Raw genomic sequence first — 17,522 nt, forward strand, 5'->3', positions numbered from 1 at the left:
GGCGGGATGATCGCGGCCGGCGAACGGTCCGGGCGCATCCCCCTCAACGTGATGCACTTCGCGCGCCTCTTGCGCCGCGCCGGGCTGCCCGTCGGCCCGGGCCAGATCCTCGACGCCACCGAGGCGCTCGGCCACATCGACCTCACCCGGCGGGCCGACGTGCACGCCGCGTTGCGCGCAGTGATGGCGGTGCGGCGCGAGCAGTGGGAGGTGTTCGACGCCGCCTTCGCCCTGTTCTGGCGCAACCCCGACCGCGACGCGGCGGAGGCGATGATGGCCGCCCTCGAGGGCCTGCGCCGCCCGGCCGAGCCAACGAAGGCCAAGCCGGGGTCCCGCCGTGCCTCGGAAGCTTTCGCCGAAACGACACGGCGGCGGAGCGAAGCGCCACCTCAGCGCGAGGAGACCCGGATCGACGCCTTCCTCGCCGTGTCGGATCAGGAACGGCTGCGCCGGATGGACTTCGAGGCGATGGGCGAGGCCGAGATCCGCGCCGCGCGCGAGGCGATCCGCCGCCTTCGCCTGCCGCTCGACGCCATTCCCTCGCGCCGCTTCCGTCCCGACCCGCAAGGGCCGCGGGCGGATCTGCGCGCGACACTGCGCAAATCGCTGCGGGAAGGCGGGGCGCTGGTCGAGATCGCGCGGCAGAGGCGGCGCACGCGCACGCCCCCTCTCGTCGCGCTCTGCGACATCTCCGGCAGCATGGGCCGCTACGCGCCGATGCTGCTCCATTTCCTGCACGCCGTCGCCTCGACGCGCACCCGCACGCACGTGTTCCTGTTCGGCACGCGGCTCACCAACATCACGCGCGCGCTGCGTCACCGCGACCCGGAAGCGGCCTTCGCCATGGTCGCCGCGCTGGTCCCCGATTGGTCGGGTGGGACGCGGATCGGCGAGGCGATCGCGCGCTTCAACCGCGACTGGGCACGCCGCGTGCTCGGCCAGGGGGCGGTGGTGCTGCTGATCACCGACGGGCTCGACCGCGAGGGCGGGACGGGTCTCGCCGAGGCGATGGACCGGCTGCACCGTTCCTGCCGCCGCCTGATCTGGCTCAACCCGCTCTTGCGCTACGAGGGGTTCGAACCTCGCGCGGCGGGGATCCGTGCCATGCTGCCGCACGTGGACGACTTCCGGCCCGCGCACAATATCGAGAGCATCGAGGCGCTGGTGCGGATCCTCTCCGCACCGGCCGGTCCGCGGAGGAAGGCGGCATGACGGAGGAAACGGAGGACGTGCTCGCCATCGCTGGGCGTTGGGTGGCGGAAGGCGAAACGGTGGCCCTCGCCACCGTGGTCGAGACCTGGGGCTCTTCGCCGCGCCCGCCCGGATCTCGGCTTGCCATCACCGCCTCCGGCCGCCTTGCCGGCTCAGTCTCGGGCGGCTGCATCGAAGGCGCGGTGGCCGAGGCCGCGCGCGCGGTGATGGCGAGCGGGCGGCCGCAGCTGCTCACGTTCGGCGTCACCAACGAGCGCGCCTGGGAAGTCGGGCTCGCCTGCGGCGGCACCGTCACCGTGTTCGTCGAGAAGCTCGCATGAGGCGCGCACTGTTCGACTCGCTGCAGGCGGCACGGGCGGCGAAACGACCCGTGGCCGTCGTCACGCGGCTCACGGACGGCGCGCAGGCCCTGATCGACGAGGCGGGAGCCGAGGGCGACGCCGTGCCCGAGGCGGTCGTCGCGGCGGCGCGACAGGCCTTACGCGACGATGCCGCGCGGGTGGTCGAGCACGCGGGCGAACGCTGGTTCCTCCATCCGCACAACCCTCCCCTTCGCCTGATCATCGTCGGCGCGGTGCACATCGCGCAGGGCCTCGCCGCCATGGCGCCGCTGCTGGGCTTCGCGGTGACGGTGATCGACCCCAGGCGATTCTTCGCGACCTCGGAACGATTCCCCACCGTCACGCTGGACGATCGATGGCCGGACGAGGCGATGGCCGCGCTTGCCCCCGACCGGCGCAGCGCCGTCGTCACCCTCACCCACGACCCGAAGCTCGACGACCCGGCTTTGGATGCCGCGCTGCGCACGGAGGCCTTCTACATCGGGGCACTCGGCTCCCGCCGCACCCACGCCGCGCGGCTCGCCCGCCTCGCCGCACTCGGGCATGCGCCCGAGACGCTGGCGCGGATCCGCGGCCCGGTGGGGCTTGCCATCGAGGCGGTCACCGCGCCCGAGATCGCGCTCGCCATCCTCGCCGAGATCGTCGCCGTGCGTCGCGGTGCGGCCCTCGTCGCGCGCGCGCCGGCAGAGGCGGCGGCGTGATCTTCGACGAGGTTCCGACCGACGACGCCGAGGGCGCGATCCTCGCCCATTCCTTGCGCGCGAGCGGGCGCGTGCTGAAGAAGGGCCGCGTGCTGAGCGCGGAGGATGTCGCCGCCCTCCGTGCGGCCGGGATCGCGCGCGTGATCTGTGCGCGGCTCGAGCCCGCCGATGTCGGCGAGGACGAGGCGGCGGACCGCATCGCCCGGGCCTGTCTCGGCGGGGGGATTTCGCGCAGCCGGGCCGCCACCGGCCGCGTCAACCTGCACGCGACCGCGCGCGGCCTGTTTCGGGTCGATCGCGCGCGCGTCGATGCGCTGAACGCGATCGACGAGGCGATCACCCTCGCCACCCTGCCGCAGGACACGACCGTCGAGGCGGGCGAGATGGTGGCGACGGTGAAGATCATCCCCTTCGCCGTCGCTTCCGCCGTGCTCGCCGCAGCCGAAGCGGCGGCGCGCGGCGACTGGCCGATGCTCGCGGTGCATCCGTTCCGCCCTCGTCCCGTCGGCCTCGTGCTGACCCGGCTGCCGGGGCTGAAGGAGAGCGTGCTCGAGGGCACGGTCGCGGCCACGCGCGCACGCCTCGACGCGCTCGGTGCGACGCTTCTCGACCCGGAACATTGCGCGCACGAGTCGGATGCGGTCGCCGAGGCGCTTGCGCGTCTCGCGCAGCGCGGCGCGCGCATCCTGCTCGTCGCCGGCGCCTCGGCGGTGGTCGATCGCCGCGACGTCTGCCCCGAGGCCATCGTGCGCGCAGGCGGCGAGATCGTGCACTTCGGCATGCCGGTCGATCCCGGCAACCTGCTGCTTTTGGGCCGCATCGGCGACATCCCGGCCGTCGTGCTGCCTGGCTGCGCACGCAGCCCCAAGCGCAACGGCGTGGATTGGGTGCTCGAGCGGCTGATGGCGGACCTGCCGATCGCAGGGCGCGACATCATGGCCCTCGGCGTGGGGGGCTTGTTGAAGGAGACCCCGCTGCGCCCGCTGCCGCGCGCGCGCGCAACCGAGGCCGCGCCCGAAACGCGCCCTATCCCGCGCGTCGCCGCGATCGTGCTCGCCGCCGGCCGCTCCTCGCGCTTCGGAGGCGGGAACAAGCTCCTGGTGCGCGGGCCGGACGGGCGGGCGATGATCGCGCGCACGGTGGACAACGTGCTCGCCTCGCGCGCCCGCCCCGTCGTCGTCGTCACCGGCCACGCGGCGGAGGAGGTCGCCGAGGCCCTCACCGGGCGCGACGTCGTCCTCGTCCACAACCCGGACCACGCTTCGGGGCTGGCAAGTTCGATCCGGGCAGGGATCGATGCGCTCGGCGATGGAACGGATGGCGCGCTGATCGTGCTCGGCGACATGCCGCTCGTTCACCCCACGGTGCTGGATCGGCTGATCGATGCCTTCGACCCCGAGGCAGGGCGCGACATCGTCGTCCCCACCCATCAGGGCGTGCGCGGCAACCCGGTGCTGTTCGGCGCGCGGTTCTTTCCCGCCCTGCGCGCGCTCGCGGGCGATGTCGGCGCACGGGCGCTGATCGGCGAGCACGCCGCCGCCGTGCACGAGGTCACCGTCGCGGACGACGCCATCCTGCGCGACTTCGACACGCCGGAGGCGCTCGCCGCCGCACCCGACCTCGCCGGCGCCTGAAGCGGCGCCCCCCGCTTCGCCGCCCTCACCCCGCGCGGCCGCGGAAGCCCTGCGCCACCAGGTAGGTCTCGGCACTCTCCTTGCGCGAGGCGGGCGGCTTGGCGTGCCGGACGGAGGCGAAGGCGCGCTTCAGGGGCTCGAGCACCTGGCGCTCTGCCCCGCCCTGGAACACCTTGCAGACGAAGGCCCCGCCCGGCGCGAGATGGGCAAGGGCGGCTTCGGCGGCGGCTTCGGCGAGGGCGACGATGCGCAGATGGTCGGTCGCCGCGTGGCCCGTGGTGTTCGGCGCCATGTCGGAAAGCACGAGATCGGGCGGCCCGCCGAGTTCGGCCACCGCCCGCGCCAGCACCTCGGGGTCGGTCAGGTCGCCCCGGATCAGCACCGCGCCGGGGATCGGGTCGATCGGCAGCAGGTCGACCGCGACGACGCGGCCCGTCGGCCCCACCTTGGCGAGCGCGACCTGCGTCCACCCCCCCGGGGCGGCACCGAGGTCGAGCACCCTGAGCCCGGGGCGCAGCAGGCGGAACCGTTCGTCGAGCTCGATCAGCTTGAAGGCCGCGCGCGAACGGTAGCCCCGCGCCTTGGCCGCGCGCACGTACGGGTCGTTGAGCTGGCGGGTGAGCCAGCGGGTCGAGGAGGGGTCGCGACGTCGGCTCTTGCGCAGACCGACCGTCAGCCCCCGACCACCGGGCGGGGGCGTGCTCATGCAGGACGAGGCGGGGCGAAGCGTCGGGCAGCGGAATGGGCGAAGGGGCGGCGGTCGCGGTCGGCCCGCATCAGCCGGATCAGCATGCCCTCGCGCAGGCCGCGGTCGGCGACCGTGACCCGCGGCGCGGGCCAGAGCCGACGGATGGCGGAGAACACCGCGCATCCCGGCAGCACGAACTCGATCCGCCCCGGACCCACACAGGGGTGGGCGAGCAGGCCCGGCTTGCCCAAGTCCAAGAGGGCCTCGAGCGCCGCATCCGCCTCCTCCCCGGTCAAGGTGCGGCCGTCGATCAGCGACCGGGCGTAGCGCTCGAGCCCCAACGCCACCCCGGCCACCGTGGTGACGGTGCCGGAGGTGCCGATCAGCCGCACCCCGCCATGCGCGATCTCGTCGGCGATACGGTGGATGTCGTCGAAGGGGCGGAAGGCCTCCATCGCCTCCTCCACCATCGCCTCGAACCCCTCCGGGTCGAAGGCGCGCTCGCCCCAACGCTCGGCCAGCGTGACCACGCCGAGCGGGATCGAGGCGTAGCCGATCACCTCCGACGGCGGTTCGCCGGGCCGGCGAGCGCGGATCCAGGCCAGTTCGGTCGATCCCCCGCCGATGTCGAACAGAAGCGCGCGGGGTTCCGGCCCCGCCAGCAGCGAGGCGCAGGACTCCACCGCGAGTTCGGCCTCCTCGCGCGGGCCGATCACCTCGAAGCCGATGCCGGTCTCCGCCCGCACGCGCTCGAGGAAGCGCGGTCCGTTCTCCGCCTTGCGGCAGGCCTCGGTGGCGATCGCGCGCAGACGCCGCACGCGGTGCCTGGCCAGCCGGTCGGCGCAGACGGCGAGCGCCTCGAGCGCGCGCTGCATCGCCGCCTCGCAGAGCCGACCCGATGAGGCCAAGCCTTCGCCGAGCCGGACCATGCGCGAGAAACTGTCCACCACCCGGAAGCCGCGCCCGGCGGGGGCGGCAATCATCAGCCGGCAGTTGTTGGTGCCGAGGTCGAGCGCGGCGTAAAGCGGCGGGCCGGCAGCTGGCCCTAGGGGCGGCTGGGCCGACATGGCGATCGGCGTATGCACAATGGAGAAAAGATGACGCCTTTACGAGGCCTGCGGCAAGGAGTTTGCGCGACGACCGCCCGTGCAGCCTCAGCGCGGCGTCTCCTCCAGCGCCCGCCGCACCCGGTGCAGCAGTTCGGCGCGCGCCCGATCGTCGCCCGCCTCGTCGAGCCGGCGGCGGAGTTCCATCAACAGGCGCGCCCGTTCGTTGTGCCAATCGAAGGGGGCGTGCGCCGCTTCCGGAGCGAGGCGCGGCGCGGCCCGGCGCGGCTCGGGAGCGCGATCCGGCGGCAGGGCATAGACGGCGTCGAGCTCGGGCAGGAAGAGAGGGGCATCGGTGCGCTCCCGCACCAGGGCGGCGAGGGAGTCGCGCGCCTCCGGCTCGCCGTGCACGAGGAAGATGCCCCGCCCGACCTTCCCGCGCGCCGCGAGCCAAGCAAGCAGGCCCCGCCGGTCGGCATGCCCCGAATAGAGGTCGAGCGAGCGGATGCGGGCGCGCACCGCGACCTCGGTGCCCATGATGGAGACCCGCTCGGCGCCGTCGAGCAGCAGCCTGCCCAGCGTGCCGGGCGCCTGGTAGCCGACGAACAGCACGGTCGCCTCCGCGCGCCAGAGATTGTTCAAGAGGTGGTGGCGGATCCGCCCGGCCTCCGCCATGCCGGAGGCGGAGAGGATGATCATGCCCCCCGTCACCCGATTGAGCGCCTTGCTCTCCTCGACCGAGCGGGTGATGCGGATGTTGGGCCCAGAGAGGAAGGTCTCGGCCGGCTCCGTCTCCTCGGGCAGCTCCCTCAGGTGGCGGCGGAAGCACGCGGTGGCTTCGGCAGCGAGCGGGCTGTCGATGACGATCGGCACGGGCGGCAGGCGGGAGCGCTCGATGAGCAGGTCGAGGTCGTGCAGGAGCTCCTGCGTGCGTTCGACCGCGAAGGCCGGGATCAGCAGGTTGCCGCCCGCCGCGAGGGCGGCGAGCACCTCCGTGCGCAGCCGCTCGCGCCGCTCCTCCGGGGTGGCGTCCTCGCGGTCGCGATCGCCATAGGTCGTTTCCAGCACCAGCCAGTCGGGGTCGTGCGGGGCCTCGGCATTCGAAACGAAGGATTTCGCCCCGGGCCCGATGTCGCCCGAGACGAGCAGATGGCCGCCACCGGGCAGGACGAGCTCGATCGAGGCGGAGCCCAGCATGTGGCCGGCGTTCCAGAACCGGGCGCGGAGTTCGCCCGGCAGGTCGACCCAGGCGTCGTAGGCGACGGGGCGAAAGAGGGCGAGAGAGGCCTCGGCGTCGCGCGCGGTGTAGATCGGCCGCACCGCCGGCCTGCCCCGTTCGGCGTTGCGGCGATTGAGCCGCTCGACCTCCGCCTCCTGGATCGAACCGGAATCGGGCAGCATGAAGCGGCAGAGATCGCAGGTGGCTTCGGTCGCGAAGACCGGGCCGCGAAAGCCCTCGGCGAACAGGCGCGGGATCAGCCCCGCGTGGTCGATGTGGGCGTGGGTGAGCAGGACGGCGGCAAGTCGGCGGGGGTCGAAGGGGAAGGGGCGCCAGTTCAGCTCCTTCAGCGTCTTCGGCCCCTGGAACAGGCCGCAGTCGATGAGCACCTCTCCCCCCGGCAGGGCGAGTCTGAGGCAGGAGCCGGTGACGGTACCCGCCGCGCCGTGGAAGGCGAGGGTGGCGGTCACGCGGTCACCGACGGAGGCGAAGCGGGAGGAGGGCGGATGGAGGCGTGGCAGATCGCGGGACTCATCGCGCTGATGGGCGCGGCCGTCCTCGTGTGGCCGGGGGTGCGCGCGCGGCTGGCCGCGGGCGAGCCCATGCTGCGTTGGGCCGCGATCTGGGCGGTCGCCATCCTCGGCGTGATGCTGGCCTATGAGATCCTGCGCTCCCTGGGCCTCGACCTCACGCCGAGCGGGCGTCTCGGCCGCTGAGCGGAGAGGCGATCAGGCGGCCGGCGGGGCGCTTTCGGTCGCCTTCGCCTTCTTCTCGGCTTCGGCCGCCGGGGCGGTCGCGGCCGGGGCGGCGGGTGCGGCTGGCGCCTCGGCCGGCTTGTCGTCGGAGAGGAGCTTCCAGCCCATCATCGACGAGAACGGGTGCGGATTATCCGACAGGAGCCTCCAGCCCATTTTCGACGAGAGCGGGTGCGGGTTGTCCGAGAGGAGCTTCCAGCCCATCGCGGAGGAGAACGGGGTGGGGTCGCTGGTCAGGTAGCGCCAGCCGAAACGGTCGGAGAACATCCATCCCTCCTTCATCAGGGTTGACCAACCGGTGAGCGCCTCAAACGGGTGCTTGGCCCAGAACCAGCCGGAGCCCGACGCGGCGGAGGCGGCCGCGGCGGGAGCGACGGCGGTGGTGGTGGGCTTCGGCAGGCCGGAGTCGATGGGGCCTTCGCCGTCGAGGATCATGCGGGCGCGGAGCGCGCCGCCGAACAGGGTGTGCACGACCACCAGCACGGCCCCCTGGTTGACGCGTTCGGCGTAAGTCCGCGCCTCGTCGGGGACGATCCGGGCGGCCGCGATCGCCTCGGCGAGGCTTTCGACGGTCTCGCCCCCGCCGGTGCGGGCGAACAGGTGGATATCGGCGTAGCCCAGCTTGCGCAGGGCCGCGATCGCCTTCTCCGCCTTGTCGCGCGTCGCATAGAGCCGGCAAATCGTCTCGGACATCGGGGTCTCCTAGGGGCGGGTGGGATCCAGCGCCGGGCGCGCCCGCACGGCCGCTTCGGCGCGCCGCCGCATCGTCCCCTCGACGAGCAGCGGCAGCATCACCACCAGGGTGGCGGCGAGCAGCACGCACTCCAGCATGAAAACCATCGCATATCCGGCGGCCGGGCCGAAAGCGCCGCGGAAGGCCCCCGTCAGCACGGCGAGGTCGCGCAAGAGGCCCCCAAGCGCGATGCCGATGCCGGCGGCGGTCGCCTGCACCGCGCCCCACGCCCCGAGGGCGAGGCCGTGCTGCTCCTCGGGCGCCATGTTGATGGTGGCGGTCAGCGTGCCGTGGCCGAACAGGCCTGCGCCGAAGCCGATCGCCACCACCGCGGCGACGAAGAGTTCGGGCCGCGCGAGCGGGGCGGCGGCGAGCACGGCGAGGAAACCGGCGATGCCGATCAACGCCCCGCCCGCACTCATCCGGATCGGGTCGGCCCCGCGCGAGAGCACGCGCGAGGCCCACGCGAAGCCGATCAGCGTGCCGGCGGCGAGCGAGGCGGTGAGCTGGGTGGTGGCGGACACCGTCATGCCGAGGATCTGCCCGCCATAGGGCTCGAGCAGCACGTCCTGCATGCCGAAGGCGCCGGTGCCGAGGCCGATCGCGACTAGGCGACGCACCGCCCCCGCATCCCGTGTGTAGAGGCTCCAGGCTTCGAGGAAGGTCGGATCGGTCGAGGGCGCGTCGGGGTCGATGCCGCGCCGGCGCGGTTCCTGCTTCCACAGCGCCACCCCGTTGAGGACGATGGTCAGCACGGCGGCGGTCTGGATCACCTGCACGAGGCGCCCCGGCGTGAACTCGGCAAGCGCGACGGCGAAGGCGAAGGCCGAGCCGATCATGCCGATCAGCAGCATGACGTACATCAGCCCGACCATGTTCGGCCGCTGCTCCGGCTTGCAGAGGTCGGTGGCCAGCGCGAGCCCGATCGTCTGCGTGGTGTGGATGCCCGCGCCGACGAGCAGGAAGGCGACCGCGGCCGAAACCTGGCCCACCCATGCCGGCACCCGATCGGCCTGGCCTTCGCCGGCGAGGACAAGCAGGGCGAAGGGCATCACGGCGAGGCCGCCGAACTGCAGCATGGTGCCGCGGTAGAGGAAGGGAACCCGGCGCCAGCCCAAGACCGAGCGGTGGATGTCGGATTGGTAGCCGATCAGGGCGCGGAAAGGGGCAAACAGCACCGGCAGCGCGATCATCACCGACACGATCGAGGCGGCGACCCCGAGCTCGACGATCATCACCCGGTTCAGCGTGCCGACGAGCAAAACGAGGCACATGCCGACCGCGACCTGCACCAGCGACAGGCGCAACAGGCGGGAGAGCGGCAGTTCCGGGGTAGCGACGTCGGCGAAGGGCAGGAAGCGGGGTCCGGCGTTGAGCCAGATCCGCATCAGGCGCTTGCTGATCGCGTTCATGGCCGTGGCAGGTCCTCCGCGCGGTGGTTCGGTTCCGCCGGTGGTAGTCCGGCCTTGCGCGGCCGGGCTCGGGGTCTTGTTCGGGCGGTGTCCGGCGGGCGGAGCGGAGCGCGGCTCCGTCCGCCCGACGGATCCGCTACTGGGTGGCCGGCGCCTGCACCGTCAGCGCGGAAACGGCAGTGCCGCCCGCCTTCGGGCTGATGGTGACGACGAAGGCAGTCGCCCCATCGAGGCCCTGCACCGGCATCACGTTGACCGTGTAGGGCGCGTCGGCCGGAATGTGCGCCACGGCCTGGGTCGGCTGCACGACCTCAGCCCGCTGCGCCCGCGCCTTGCTGCCCTGCCAGTAGTCGGCCATCCAGGTGGTGTTGGTCAGCACCGAGGCGTGCACGAGCAGCGCGATCGTCGCCACACCGCCGAGGAAGAGAGGCAGGCCAACGCTCGGGTTGACCACGCACCAGATGCGTCCGTTGTTCATGGCGCGTGCTCCTTCACTTCAGCCAGGGCGAGTAGATGAAGGCGAGGAAGTGAGCGAACAGCGCGATCGCAAAGAAGACGCGCGAGCCGTCGATCACGTATTTGTGCAACGCCTCCGACTCCCGAATGGTCAGGCCGGTCGGCCAGACCCTGTTCGGGTCGTTGAGAGGATCGTTCTCCATCGGTTTTCTTCTCCTTCCTCAGTGACCGAACCCCGAAGCCGGTGCGCCACCCGCGCCATGTTTCCTCCGCCCCACGTGTGGCGACCGTGTTCGTCGATCACGCCTGCCGCCCCGCCCACAGCGAGACCGTTGCGGTTCCGTTCTGGACGACAGCGTCGACGGATCGACGGCTGTCAATGGAAACTGACAGCAGAAGTGTCATAGCGTCTTGACAGTGGGAAGTCAATTCGGAACGACAGCGATCCGCGCCGCCGCCCCGCGGCCGGCTCAGCGCGGCGCCGCCGTCCCCGTGCCCGCCGCGGCGGCGCGCGCCAGACAGTCGCGATAGAGCCGGTCGCGCGTGATCCAGTCGAGGTCGCGCGCCCGCTCGACCGCCGAGGCCGTCTCGCCGATCCGGCCGGCGAGCTCGTCCATCCGTCCCTCGTTGGCGCGCATGCGGTTCGCCATCGCCCGCTCCGCCTCGGCGCGGCAGGCGCGGTCGATCTCCGGCGGAACGGCGGCGGGCCCCGGCTGGGCCGGTGCGGCACAGCCGGCGACGATCAGGGTCAAGAGAAGGAACAACGCGGGCAGCGGGCGGATCACGACAGGGCTCCGGTCAGGCGCGAGGCAAGCCGCGCCCGCAGCGCGGCGGCATCGAAGCGGCCGTCACGCCCGAGCGGGGCGGTGGCGACCAGGCCAAGAAGGGCAGGGTGGACTTCGGTGCCCTCGGCCGAGACGTCGAACAGGCCGCGCGCCCAAGGCGCTGAGGCGAGCAACTCGATCAGGCCGAGCAGGCGAAGGCAGACGGCGAGGCCATAGAGCGAGTCGAGGCCGAAGCCGTGATCGACCGCGGCCGCCCAGCAGCGCGCGTCCGGATCCGCGATCACCAGTTCCGTCGCCTCCCCACCCCGGCGGCGAAAGGAGAGCGCGCGGGCCTCCCCCCAAGCCTCGGCTTCGGCGGCGGCGCGCGCCGCCTGCCAGGCGGCGAGCAGGTCGGGCGGCGAGACCGCCGGCAAGGCTTCCGGGCCCAGCGGTACCACGTGAAGGAGCCCGCCATAGCGGGCGGCGAAGGTGCGGACACGCACGGTCATTGAATGAGGATGACGCGGCTTGCGCGCGCGCGCCACCGGTCCGACCGCAAACCCCCGTGCGCCGGCGGGGGGTGCCGCCGGCGCGACGGGGAGAGGCCCGCACAGGCGAAGGGCCGGCCGGGGCAGCGCCCGACCGGCCCTTCCACAGTCGCTGCGGAGAGGGCTCAGACCCGCGCCGGCGCGGCCGCGGTCTTGGCCTTCTCCTCCACCCGCTCGGCGGGAGGCAGCACGCCGTCCGCGTTCTCGCCGAGCTCGGTCCGCCACGGGCGCCAGCGCTCCATCGCGTAGAGCGCGACGATCAGCACGGCGGCGAAGACGAGCGCGAGCGGCCAGAACGGCAGGCCGAGCAGGCCATGCAGGGTCAGCTTGCCGGGCGAACCGGTGAGCAGGATCGGGCGCAGGGTGGGCTCGAGATAGGCGAAGGTCAGCGCGCCGGCGAGGCCACCCACCAGGGTCACGATGGCGTCGCGATAGCCGGCGCCGACCTGGCAGAGGATGGTGCCCGGGCACGCGCCGGCGAGCGTGATGCCCACGCCGGCGAGGAAACCGCCCAGAAGCTGGGCGCCGTAGAGCGTCGCCTTCGGGTCGAGCTTGGGGATGATGCCCGTCAGCTGACCCAGCGCAAGCACGACGAGGCCCGAAGCGACGGCGGCGAGGAAGATGCGCAGCATGATGAAGTTGCGCATCTGCATCTGCCCGACGATGACGCCGGGCTCGAACACGCGGCTCTTCTCGAGCAGGAAGCCGAAGGCGATGCCCATCACGAGGCCAAGGCCGATGGCGGCGATGATGCTCATGGTCGTCTCTCCTCGATCGCTCGGCGCTCAGCGCACGGGCTTGAGCAGCATGGCGGTGGCGATGCCGCCGGCGAACATGGCGCCGACCGCGATGAAGCCGGAGACGGCGAGTTGGGCGATGCCCGAGATGCCGTGCCCGGAGGTGCAGCCGTCGGCCAAACGGGCGCCGAACAGCAGGATGAACCCGCCGAGGAAGGCGAGCGCGAAGCGCGCGGCCGTGCTTTTCGTCCCCAGAGCCCGCGCCCACACCGGCGAGGGAGCGGAGCGGCGGGTGCCCGACAGGGTGGCGGAGATGAAGGCGCCGATGGCGATGCCGCCGACGAGCGCGACCTGCCACCAGTTCTTCGCCCCATCCAGATACTTGCCGGCATACGAGAGGGCGCGGATCCCGGGATCGACGAACTCGGCGAGCGAGGCCGAGACGGTGACGTAGGAGGACGACGCGCCCAACGCGGTGCCGAGGAAGATGAACGCCGGCACCTGCAGGAGCCCGATCAGCGCGCCGGCGAGATACGGCGACCAGGCCTTCTCCTTCAACCCGAACATCTGGTTTTCCCCTCCTTGACCCCTTGCGCCGAAGGGCCGGCGCGGGGCACGCTTGTTCGTGTGCAAACTTATACCTTCAAAATTTCGAAGGCAAGAAGTTTCGAGCGTCGGAGAAGGGCCGGGAAACCCGAGGAAGGACCACGATGGACGTCTCGATGCTGGATGCCGCGGCGCTCGACGAGCGGGCCGAAGCCGCAGCCGAACTCCTCAAATCGCTCGCCAATCCGGTCCGGCTGAAGATCCTGTGCGCGCTCGTGGACGGCGAACGGTCGGTCGGCGCGCTCGCCGAGGCGATCGGCGTGCGCGAGACGGTGGTCAGCCAGCACCTGATGCGGCTGCGCGCCGAAGGCCTGGTGCGCAACCGGCGTGAGCGGACGACCGTCTATTACACGCTGAACGACGGCCCGGCCTTGGGGATCATGCGCGCGCTCTACGAATCGTTCTGCCCGCGCCCGGCCGCCGCGGCCGCGGAGTAGTCGCCTCCCCCCTCAAAGCGGGCGGCGGATCGCCTGCTGCAACTCGCCGATCACGCCACGGCGGAAAGCGAGCACGCAGGCGACGAAGATCACGCCCTGGATCACCGTCACCCAGGCGCCGAACTGGGCGAGCTCGGCCTGCAGGGTGACGATGATGAAAGCCCCCACCACGGGCCCGAACATGGTGCCGATGCCGCCCAGGAGCGTCATCAGCACCGCCTCGCCGCTCATCGGCCAGTTCACGTCGGTCAGGGTGGCGATCTGGAACACGATCGCCTTGGTGCCGCCGGCGATCCCGGCGATCGCCGCCGACAACACGAAGGCCAAGAGCTTGTAGTCGTCGCTGCGGTAGCCGAGCGAGATCGCACGCGGTTCGTTGTCGCGGATCGCCTTCAGCACCTGGCCGAATGGGCTGTGCACGACGCGGTAGAGGAACAGGAAGCCAGCGAGGAAGATCGCCGCCACCACCCAATAGAGGGTGAAGTCCGGCGTGAGGTCGAGCACGCCGAACAGGGCGCCGCGCGGCACCGCCTGGATGCCGTCCTCGCCGCCCGTGAACGGCGCCTGTACGCAGAAGAAGTAGACCATCTGGGCGAGCGCCAGCGTGATCATCGCGAAGTAGATGCCCTGGCGGCGGATGGCGAGCCAGCCGAAGGCCGCCCCGAGCACCGTCGCGGTCAGCCCGCCGGTGATGATGGCGAGTTCTGGCGTCAATCCCCAAACCTTCGCCGCGTGGGCGGAGAGATACGACCCCATGCCGAAATACGCGGCGTGGCCGAAACTGAGCAGCCCCGCATAGCCGAGCAGCAGGTTGAAGGCGCAGGCATAGAGCGCGAAGCACAGCACCTTCATCACGTAGACGGGGAAGAGGAAGAACGGTGCCGCCGCGATGAAGGCGACGAGCAGCGCGAGCGCGACGGCTTGCGAGCGCGGCATCGGCGTCAGGCCCGACCGAACAGCCCCGTGGGGCGAACGAGCAGCACGATCGCCATGATCACGAACACCACCGTCGCCGAAGCCTCCGGGTAGTAGACGCGGGTGAAGCCCTCGATCACACCGAGGATGTAGCCGGTGACGATCGAGCCGAGGATCGAGCCCATGCCGCCGATCACCACCACGGCGAAGACGATGATGATGAAGTTCGCCCCCATGGCCGGGTTCACGCTGTAGACGGGAGCGGCGAGCACGCCGGCGAAGGCGGCGAGTGCCACGCCCGCGCCGTAGGTCGCCGTCATCATCAGCGGCACGTTGATGCCGAAGGCCTGCACGAGCTTGGGGTTCTCCACCGCCGCGCGCAGGTAGGAGCCGAGCTTCGTCTTCTCGATCGCGTACCAGGTGCCGAGGCAGACGATCAGCGAGACGACGACGATCCAGAACCGATAGGCCGGCATCAGCATGTAGCCGAGATCGACGGGGGGGATGCGGAACGCCTCCGGCACTTGGTAGGGAAGACCCGAGGAGCCGAAGGCGTTGCGCATCGTCCCTTCGATGATCAGCGCAAGCCCGAAGGTCAGCAGCAGCCCGTAGAGGTGATCGAGCTTGTAGAGGCGCGCGATCATCGTCCGCTCGATCACGACGCCGAGGAGCCCGACGACGAGGGGGGCGAGGATCAGCGCCCCCCAGTAGCCGATGCCGGCCCAGTTCAGCAGCATCCAAGCGACGAAGGCGCCGAGCATGAACTGCGCGCCGTGCGCGAAGTTCACCACGTTCAGCATGCCGAAGATCACGGCGAGCCCGAGCGAGAGGATGGCGTAGAAGGCGCCGTTGACGAGGCCGAGAGTCCCTTGCTGCAGGAACGGTTCGAGATCGTACCAGAAATCGCTCATGCGCGGGACGGGCTGCGGGGCGGGAGGGACGGCGAGGAACGGGGGCGGAGGCGGCCTGCGCCGCCTCCGCCCCGCGCGTCAGGTGCGCACCAGCGGGCAACCGCCCTCGGTGATGGGCCGGAAGGCCTGGTTGGCCGGAATGGTTTGCAGCAGCTTGTAGTAGTCCCAGGGGTAGCGGGATTCCTGCGGTGACTTCACCTCGAACAGGTAGGCGGGATGGATCTTCCGCCCGTCCGGGCGGATCGTTCCCTTGCCGAAGCAGATGTCGTCGGTCTCCATCGCCTTCATCCGCTCGACCACGGCCGCACCCGAGGCCTTGGCCGCCGCCACCCCCATCGCCTCCACCGCCTTCAGGTAGTGCAGCACCGCGGAGTAGCAGCCGGCGTGGATCATCGAGGGCCGCACGTCGTTCGGCATCCGCCCCAGCCGGCGGGTGAACTCGCGCGTGTTGTCGTTCAGGTCCCAGTAGAAGGTCGCGGTCAGCACGAGACCCTGCGCCGTCTGCAGGCCGAGGGCGTGCACGTCGGAGATGAAGACGAGCAGGCCGGCGAGTTTCTGCCCGCGCCGGGTGATGCCGAACTCGGCCGCCTGCTTGATCGAGTTGATGGTGTCCCCACCCGCGTTGGCGAGGCCGATCACCTGGGCGCGGCTCCTCTGCGCCTGCACGAGGAAGGAGGAGAAGTCGGTGGTGCCGGGGAAGGGCGTGCGCACGGCACCGAGCACCTCGCCGCCCGCAGCGCGAACGAAGTTCGACACGTCGCGCTCCAGCGCATGGCCGAAGGCATAGTCGGCGGTGATGAAGAACCAAGTTCGCCCGCCCGCCGCCACCATCGCACCCCCCGTGCCGCGGGACAGCATCCAGGTGTCGTAGGTCCAGTGGATGGTGTTCGGCGAGCAGGCCGAGCCGGTGAGGTCCGAGGTCGCCGCGCCCGAGACGAGCAGGACCTTGTTCCGCTCCCGGCACAACGTGTTCACCGCCAGCGCCACCGAGGAGGTCGGCACGTCGACGATGACGTCGAAGCCGTCGCGATCGAGCCACTGGCGGACGACGGTGGAGCCGACGTCGGGCTTGTTCTGGTGGTCTGCCTCGGCGACCTCGACATTGACGCCGCGGGTGGTGATGCCGCTCTCCTGCACGGCGAGGCGCACCGCCTGGGTCGAGCCGGGCCCCGTGAGGTCGCGATACAGACCCGACTGGTCGTTCAGCACGCCGATGCGGATGGTGTTGGCGGCCTGCGCGCGGGCATGGCGCAACGGTGTCACCAGCGGCAGCGCGCCGGCGGCGGCGCTGGCGGCGAGAAGCGTGCGGCGCTTGATGGTCATTCTCGGACTCCCTCTCCCGGTTCGACCGCGTCAGACGCCCAGGTAGGCGTGCAGGCGGTCCATGTTGGCCTGCAGACGGTCGGCCGGGATCATGTCCACGATCCGACCGTCCTCCATGACATAGTGCCGATCGGCGAGCCTCTGTGCGAAGCGGAAATTCTGCTCCACCAGCAGAACCGTCAGCCCGGCCTCCTTCAGCGCCCGGATGGTGCGCCCGATCTGCTGGATGATCACCGGCGCGAGGCCCTCGGTCGGTTCATCGAGCAACAGGAGCTTCGCCCCCGTGCGCCTGGGCGAAATTGGTCACCGGCAAGATGCCCGGCACGATGGGCACCGTGATGCCGGCGGCGAGGCAGCGGTCGAGGAAGCGGAAGAAGAGATCGGTGTCGAAGAAGTACTGGGTGATGGCGCGCGCGGCGCCGGCATCGATCTTGCGCTTGAGGTTGTCGAGATCGGCCTCTGGGCTCGTCGCCTGCGGGTGCGTCTCCGGGTAGGCGGCGACGGAGATCTCGAACGGCGCGATCCGCCTCAGCCCCGCCACCAGGTCGGCGGCGAAGGCATAGCCGTCCGGGTGCGGTACGTACTCGCCCTGTCCCGCCGGCGGGTCGCCGCGCAGGGCGACGATGTGGCGCACGCCGGCTTCCCAATAGGTGCGCGCGATCTCATCGATCTCCGCCCGCGAGGCGCCGACACAGGTCAGGTGCGCGGCCGGAACGAGACTCGTTTCGGCAAGGATACGCGTCACGGTGGCATGCGTCCGCTCGCGCGTCGAGCCGCCGGCGCCGTAGGTGACGGAAACGAAGCGGGGCCCGAGGGGTTCAAGCCGGCGGATCGCGGCCCAGAGCTGGGCCTCGAGTTCGGCGGTCTTCGGCGGGAAGAACTCGAAGCTGAGCTTCGGCACGGGCAGGGCGGGGTCGCCGAGCGCCAGCCCGGCGGCACGGGGCCCGGCCGTCCAGCGCGCCAGCACGGAGGTCGGATCGAAAGGTCGCATCGCCCTATCCCCTCTCACGCGGGGGCGAACGACCGCCCGCCACCCGCCCTCCCCTCACATGTTTCGTCGTCGCGCGCCTTGGCAAGCACCAGC

The 17,522-nt window shown here is 71.5% G+C and carries 21 protein-coding genes and 1 pseudogene; 6 read left to right on the top strand and 16 right to left on the bottom strand.

What is annotated here, in order from left to right; genetic code table 11:
• Nucleotides 1–6 precede the first annotated feature (6 nt).
• The 4 genes from DWB05_RS10865 to DWB05_RS10880 are packed head-to-tail and all read left to right on the top strand — an operon-like array spanning nucleotide 7 to nucleotide 3,888.
• A complete protein-coding gene (locus tag DWB05_RS10865; RefSeq protein ID WP_114377224.1) occupies nucleotides 7–1,212 on the top strand; it encodes a vWA domain-containing protein in 1,206 nt (401 codons plus the stop codon).
• A complete protein-coding gene (locus DWB05_RS10870; protein ID WP_114377225.1) occupies nucleotides 1,209–1,532 on the top strand; it encodes an XdhC family protein in 324 nt (107 codons plus the stop codon). The genes DWB05_RS10865 and DWB05_RS10870 overlap by 4 nt, the downstream gene beginning before the upstream one ends.
• A complete protein-coding gene (locus DWB05_RS10875; RefSeq protein ID WP_114377226.1) occupies nucleotides 1,529–2,254 on the top strand; it encodes an XdhC family protein in 726 nt (241 codons plus the stop codon). The genes DWB05_RS10870 and DWB05_RS10875 overlap by 4 nt, the downstream gene beginning before the upstream one ends.
• The gene (locus DWB05_RS10880) at nucleotides 2,251–3,888 is read left to right on the top strand and encodes an NTP transferase domain-containing protein (protein WP_114377227.1); all 1,638 of its coding nucleotides are present in this window, start codon (nucleotides 2,251–2,253) and stop codon (nucleotides 3,886–3,888) included. Before DWB05_RS10875 ends, DWB05_RS10880 begins: the two co-directional genes overlap by 4 nt.
• A 25-nt stretch (nucleotides 3,889–3,913) precedes the next feature.
• Here DWB05_RS10880 and DWB05_RS10885 read toward each other — a convergent pair whose 3' ends face one another.
• From DWB05_RS10885 to DWB05_RS10895, 3 genes are all read right to left on the bottom strand, one after another.
• Nucleotides 3,914–4,594, bottom strand: coding sequence for an RlmE family RNA methyltransferase (locus DWB05_RS10885; protein WP_114377228.1), 681 nt, complete (start codon nucleotides 4,592–4,594; stop codon nucleotides 3,914–3,916).
• Nucleotides 4,591–5,643 carry a Ppx/GppA phosphatase family protein gene (locus tag DWB05_RS10890; RefSeq protein WP_114377648.1) on the bottom strand — a complete coding sequence of 351 codons (1,053 nt, stop codon included), beginning with the start codon at nucleotides 5,641–5,643 and terminating at the stop codon, nucleotides 4,591–4,593. The genes DWB05_RS10885 and DWB05_RS10890 overlap by 4 nt, the downstream gene beginning before the upstream one ends.
• An 87-nt stretch (nucleotides 5,644–5,730) precedes the next feature.
• Complete coding sequence (locus DWB05_RS10895; RefSeq protein ID WP_114377229.1) at nucleotides 5,731–7,311, bottom strand: MBL fold metallo-hydrolase RNA specificity domain-containing protein; 1,581 nt, start codon at nucleotides 7,309–7,311, stop codon at nucleotides 5,731–5,733.
• A 36-nt stretch (nucleotides 7,312–7,347) separates the two neighbouring features.
• Between DWB05_RS10895 and DWB05_RS10900 the strand changes: the two genes are divergently transcribed.
• A complete protein-coding gene (locus DWB05_RS10900) occupies nucleotides 7,348–7,557 on the top strand; it encodes a hypothetical protein (RefSeq protein ID WP_114377230.1) in 210 nt (69 codons plus the stop codon).
• A gap of 12 nt (nucleotides 7,558–7,569) precedes the next feature.
• Here the strand turns inward: DWB05_RS10900 and DWB05_RS10905 are convergent, their stop codons facing one another.
• From DWB05_RS10905 to DWB05_RS10940, 8 genes are all read right to left on the bottom strand, one after another.
• Nucleotides 7,570–8,289, bottom strand: a complete 720-nt coding sequence (locus DWB05_RS10905; protein ID WP_114377231.1) for a hypothetical protein — start codon at nucleotides 8,287–8,289, stop codon at nucleotides 7,570–7,572.
• Nucleotides 8,290–8,298: 9 nt separating this feature from the next.
• Complete coding sequence (locus DWB05_RS10910; protein WP_114377232.1) at nucleotides 8,299–9,741, bottom strand: PucC family protein; 1,443 nt, start codon at nucleotides 9,739–9,741, stop codon at nucleotides 8,299–8,301.
• A 136-nt stretch (nucleotides 9,742–9,877) separates the two neighbouring features.
• Entirely contained in the window at nucleotides 9,878–10,219 is a 342-nt protein-coding gene (locus DWB05_RS10915) for a light-harvesting protein (protein WP_114377233.1), read from the bottom strand.
• A gap of 13 nt (nucleotides 10,220–10,232) precedes the next feature.
• The gene (locus tag DWB05_RS10920; protein ID WP_114377234.1) at nucleotides 10,233–10,400 is read right to left on the bottom strand and encodes a light-harvesting protein; all 168 of its coding nucleotides are present in this window, start codon (nucleotides 10,398–10,400) and stop codon (nucleotides 10,233–10,235) included.
• Between the two features lie 267 nt (nucleotides 10,401–10,667).
• Entirely contained in the window at nucleotides 10,668–10,982 is a 315-nt protein-coding gene (locus tag DWB05_RS10925) for a hypothetical protein (protein WP_114377235.1), read from the bottom strand.
• Entirely contained in the window at nucleotides 10,979–11,470 is a 492-nt protein-coding gene (locus DWB05_RS10930; RefSeq protein WP_114377236.1) for a hypothetical protein, read from the bottom strand. Before DWB05_RS10930 ends, DWB05_RS10925 begins: the two co-directional genes overlap by 4 nt.
• Nucleotides 11,471–11,634: 164 nt before the next feature.
• On the bottom strand, nucleotides 11,635–12,267 hold the full coding sequence (locus DWB05_RS10935) for a YeeE/YedE thiosulfate transporter family protein (RefSeq protein WP_114377237.1): 633 nt from the start codon (nucleotides 12,265–12,267) through the stop codon (nucleotides 11,635–11,637).
• 27 nt (nucleotides 12,268–12,294) lie between these two features.
• Entirely contained in the window at nucleotides 12,295–12,813 is a 519-nt protein-coding gene (locus tag DWB05_RS10940) for a YeeE/YedE thiosulfate transporter family protein (RefSeq protein ID WP_114377238.1), read from the bottom strand.
• Nucleotides 12,814–12,956: 143 nt separating this feature from the next.
• Between DWB05_RS10940 and DWB05_RS10945 the strand changes: the two genes are divergently transcribed.
• Nucleotides 12,957–13,289 (top strand): ArsR/SmtB family transcription factor, encoded by a 333-nt coding sequence (locus DWB05_RS10945; RefSeq protein WP_232818508.1) that lies wholly within the window; start codon nucleotides 12,957–12,959, stop codon nucleotides 13,287–13,289.
• Nucleotides 13,290–13,301: 12 nt separating this feature from the next.
• On the opposite strand, the gene DWB05_RS10950 is transcribed toward DWB05_RS10945, so the two are convergent.
• The 5 genes and pseudogenes from DWB05_RS10950 to DWB05_RS10970 form a co-directional block, all read right to left on the bottom strand.
• Nucleotides 13,302–14,225: a branched-chain amino acid ABC transporter permease gene (locus DWB05_RS10950; RefSeq protein ID WP_114377239.1), complete on the bottom strand. Its 924-nt coding sequence runs from the start codon at nucleotides 14,223–14,225 to the stop codon at nucleotides 13,302–13,304.
• A gap of 5 nt (nucleotides 14,226–14,230) precedes the next feature.
• Nucleotides 14,231–15,115 (bottom strand): branched-chain amino acid ABC transporter permease, encoded by an 885-nt coding sequence (locus DWB05_RS10955; RefSeq protein ID WP_114377240.1) that lies wholly within the window; start codon nucleotides 15,113–15,115, stop codon nucleotides 14,231–14,233.
• A 78-nt stretch (nucleotides 15,116–15,193) separates the two neighbouring features.
• Nucleotides 15,194–16,438, bottom strand: a complete 1,245-nt coding sequence (locus tag DWB05_RS10960) for an ABC transporter substrate-binding protein (RefSeq protein ID WP_114377241.1) — start codon at nucleotides 16,436–16,438, stop codon at nucleotides 15,194–15,196.
• A gap of 30 nt (nucleotides 16,439–16,468) precedes the next feature.
• Nucleotides 16,469–16,705, bottom strand: coding sequence for an ATP-binding cassette domain-containing protein (locus DWB05_RS10965; RefSeq protein ID WP_456298231.1), 237 nt, complete (start codon nucleotides 16,703–16,705; stop codon nucleotides 16,469–16,471).
• A gap of 22 nt (nucleotides 16,706–16,727) precedes the next feature.
• Nucleotides 16,728–17,429, bottom strand: a pseudogene (locus DWB05_RS10970) (methylenetetrahydrofolate reductase); the annotation flags it as partial.
• Nucleotides 17,430–17,522 lie beyond the last annotated feature (93 nt).

Origin of the sequence: Elioraea thermophila (ex Habib et al. 2022) (genome assembly GCF_003336755.1) — a bacterium.
Taxonomy (GTDB): domain Bacteria; phylum Pseudomonadota; class Alphaproteobacteria; order Acetobacterales; family Acetobacteraceae; genus Elioraea; species Elioraea thermophila.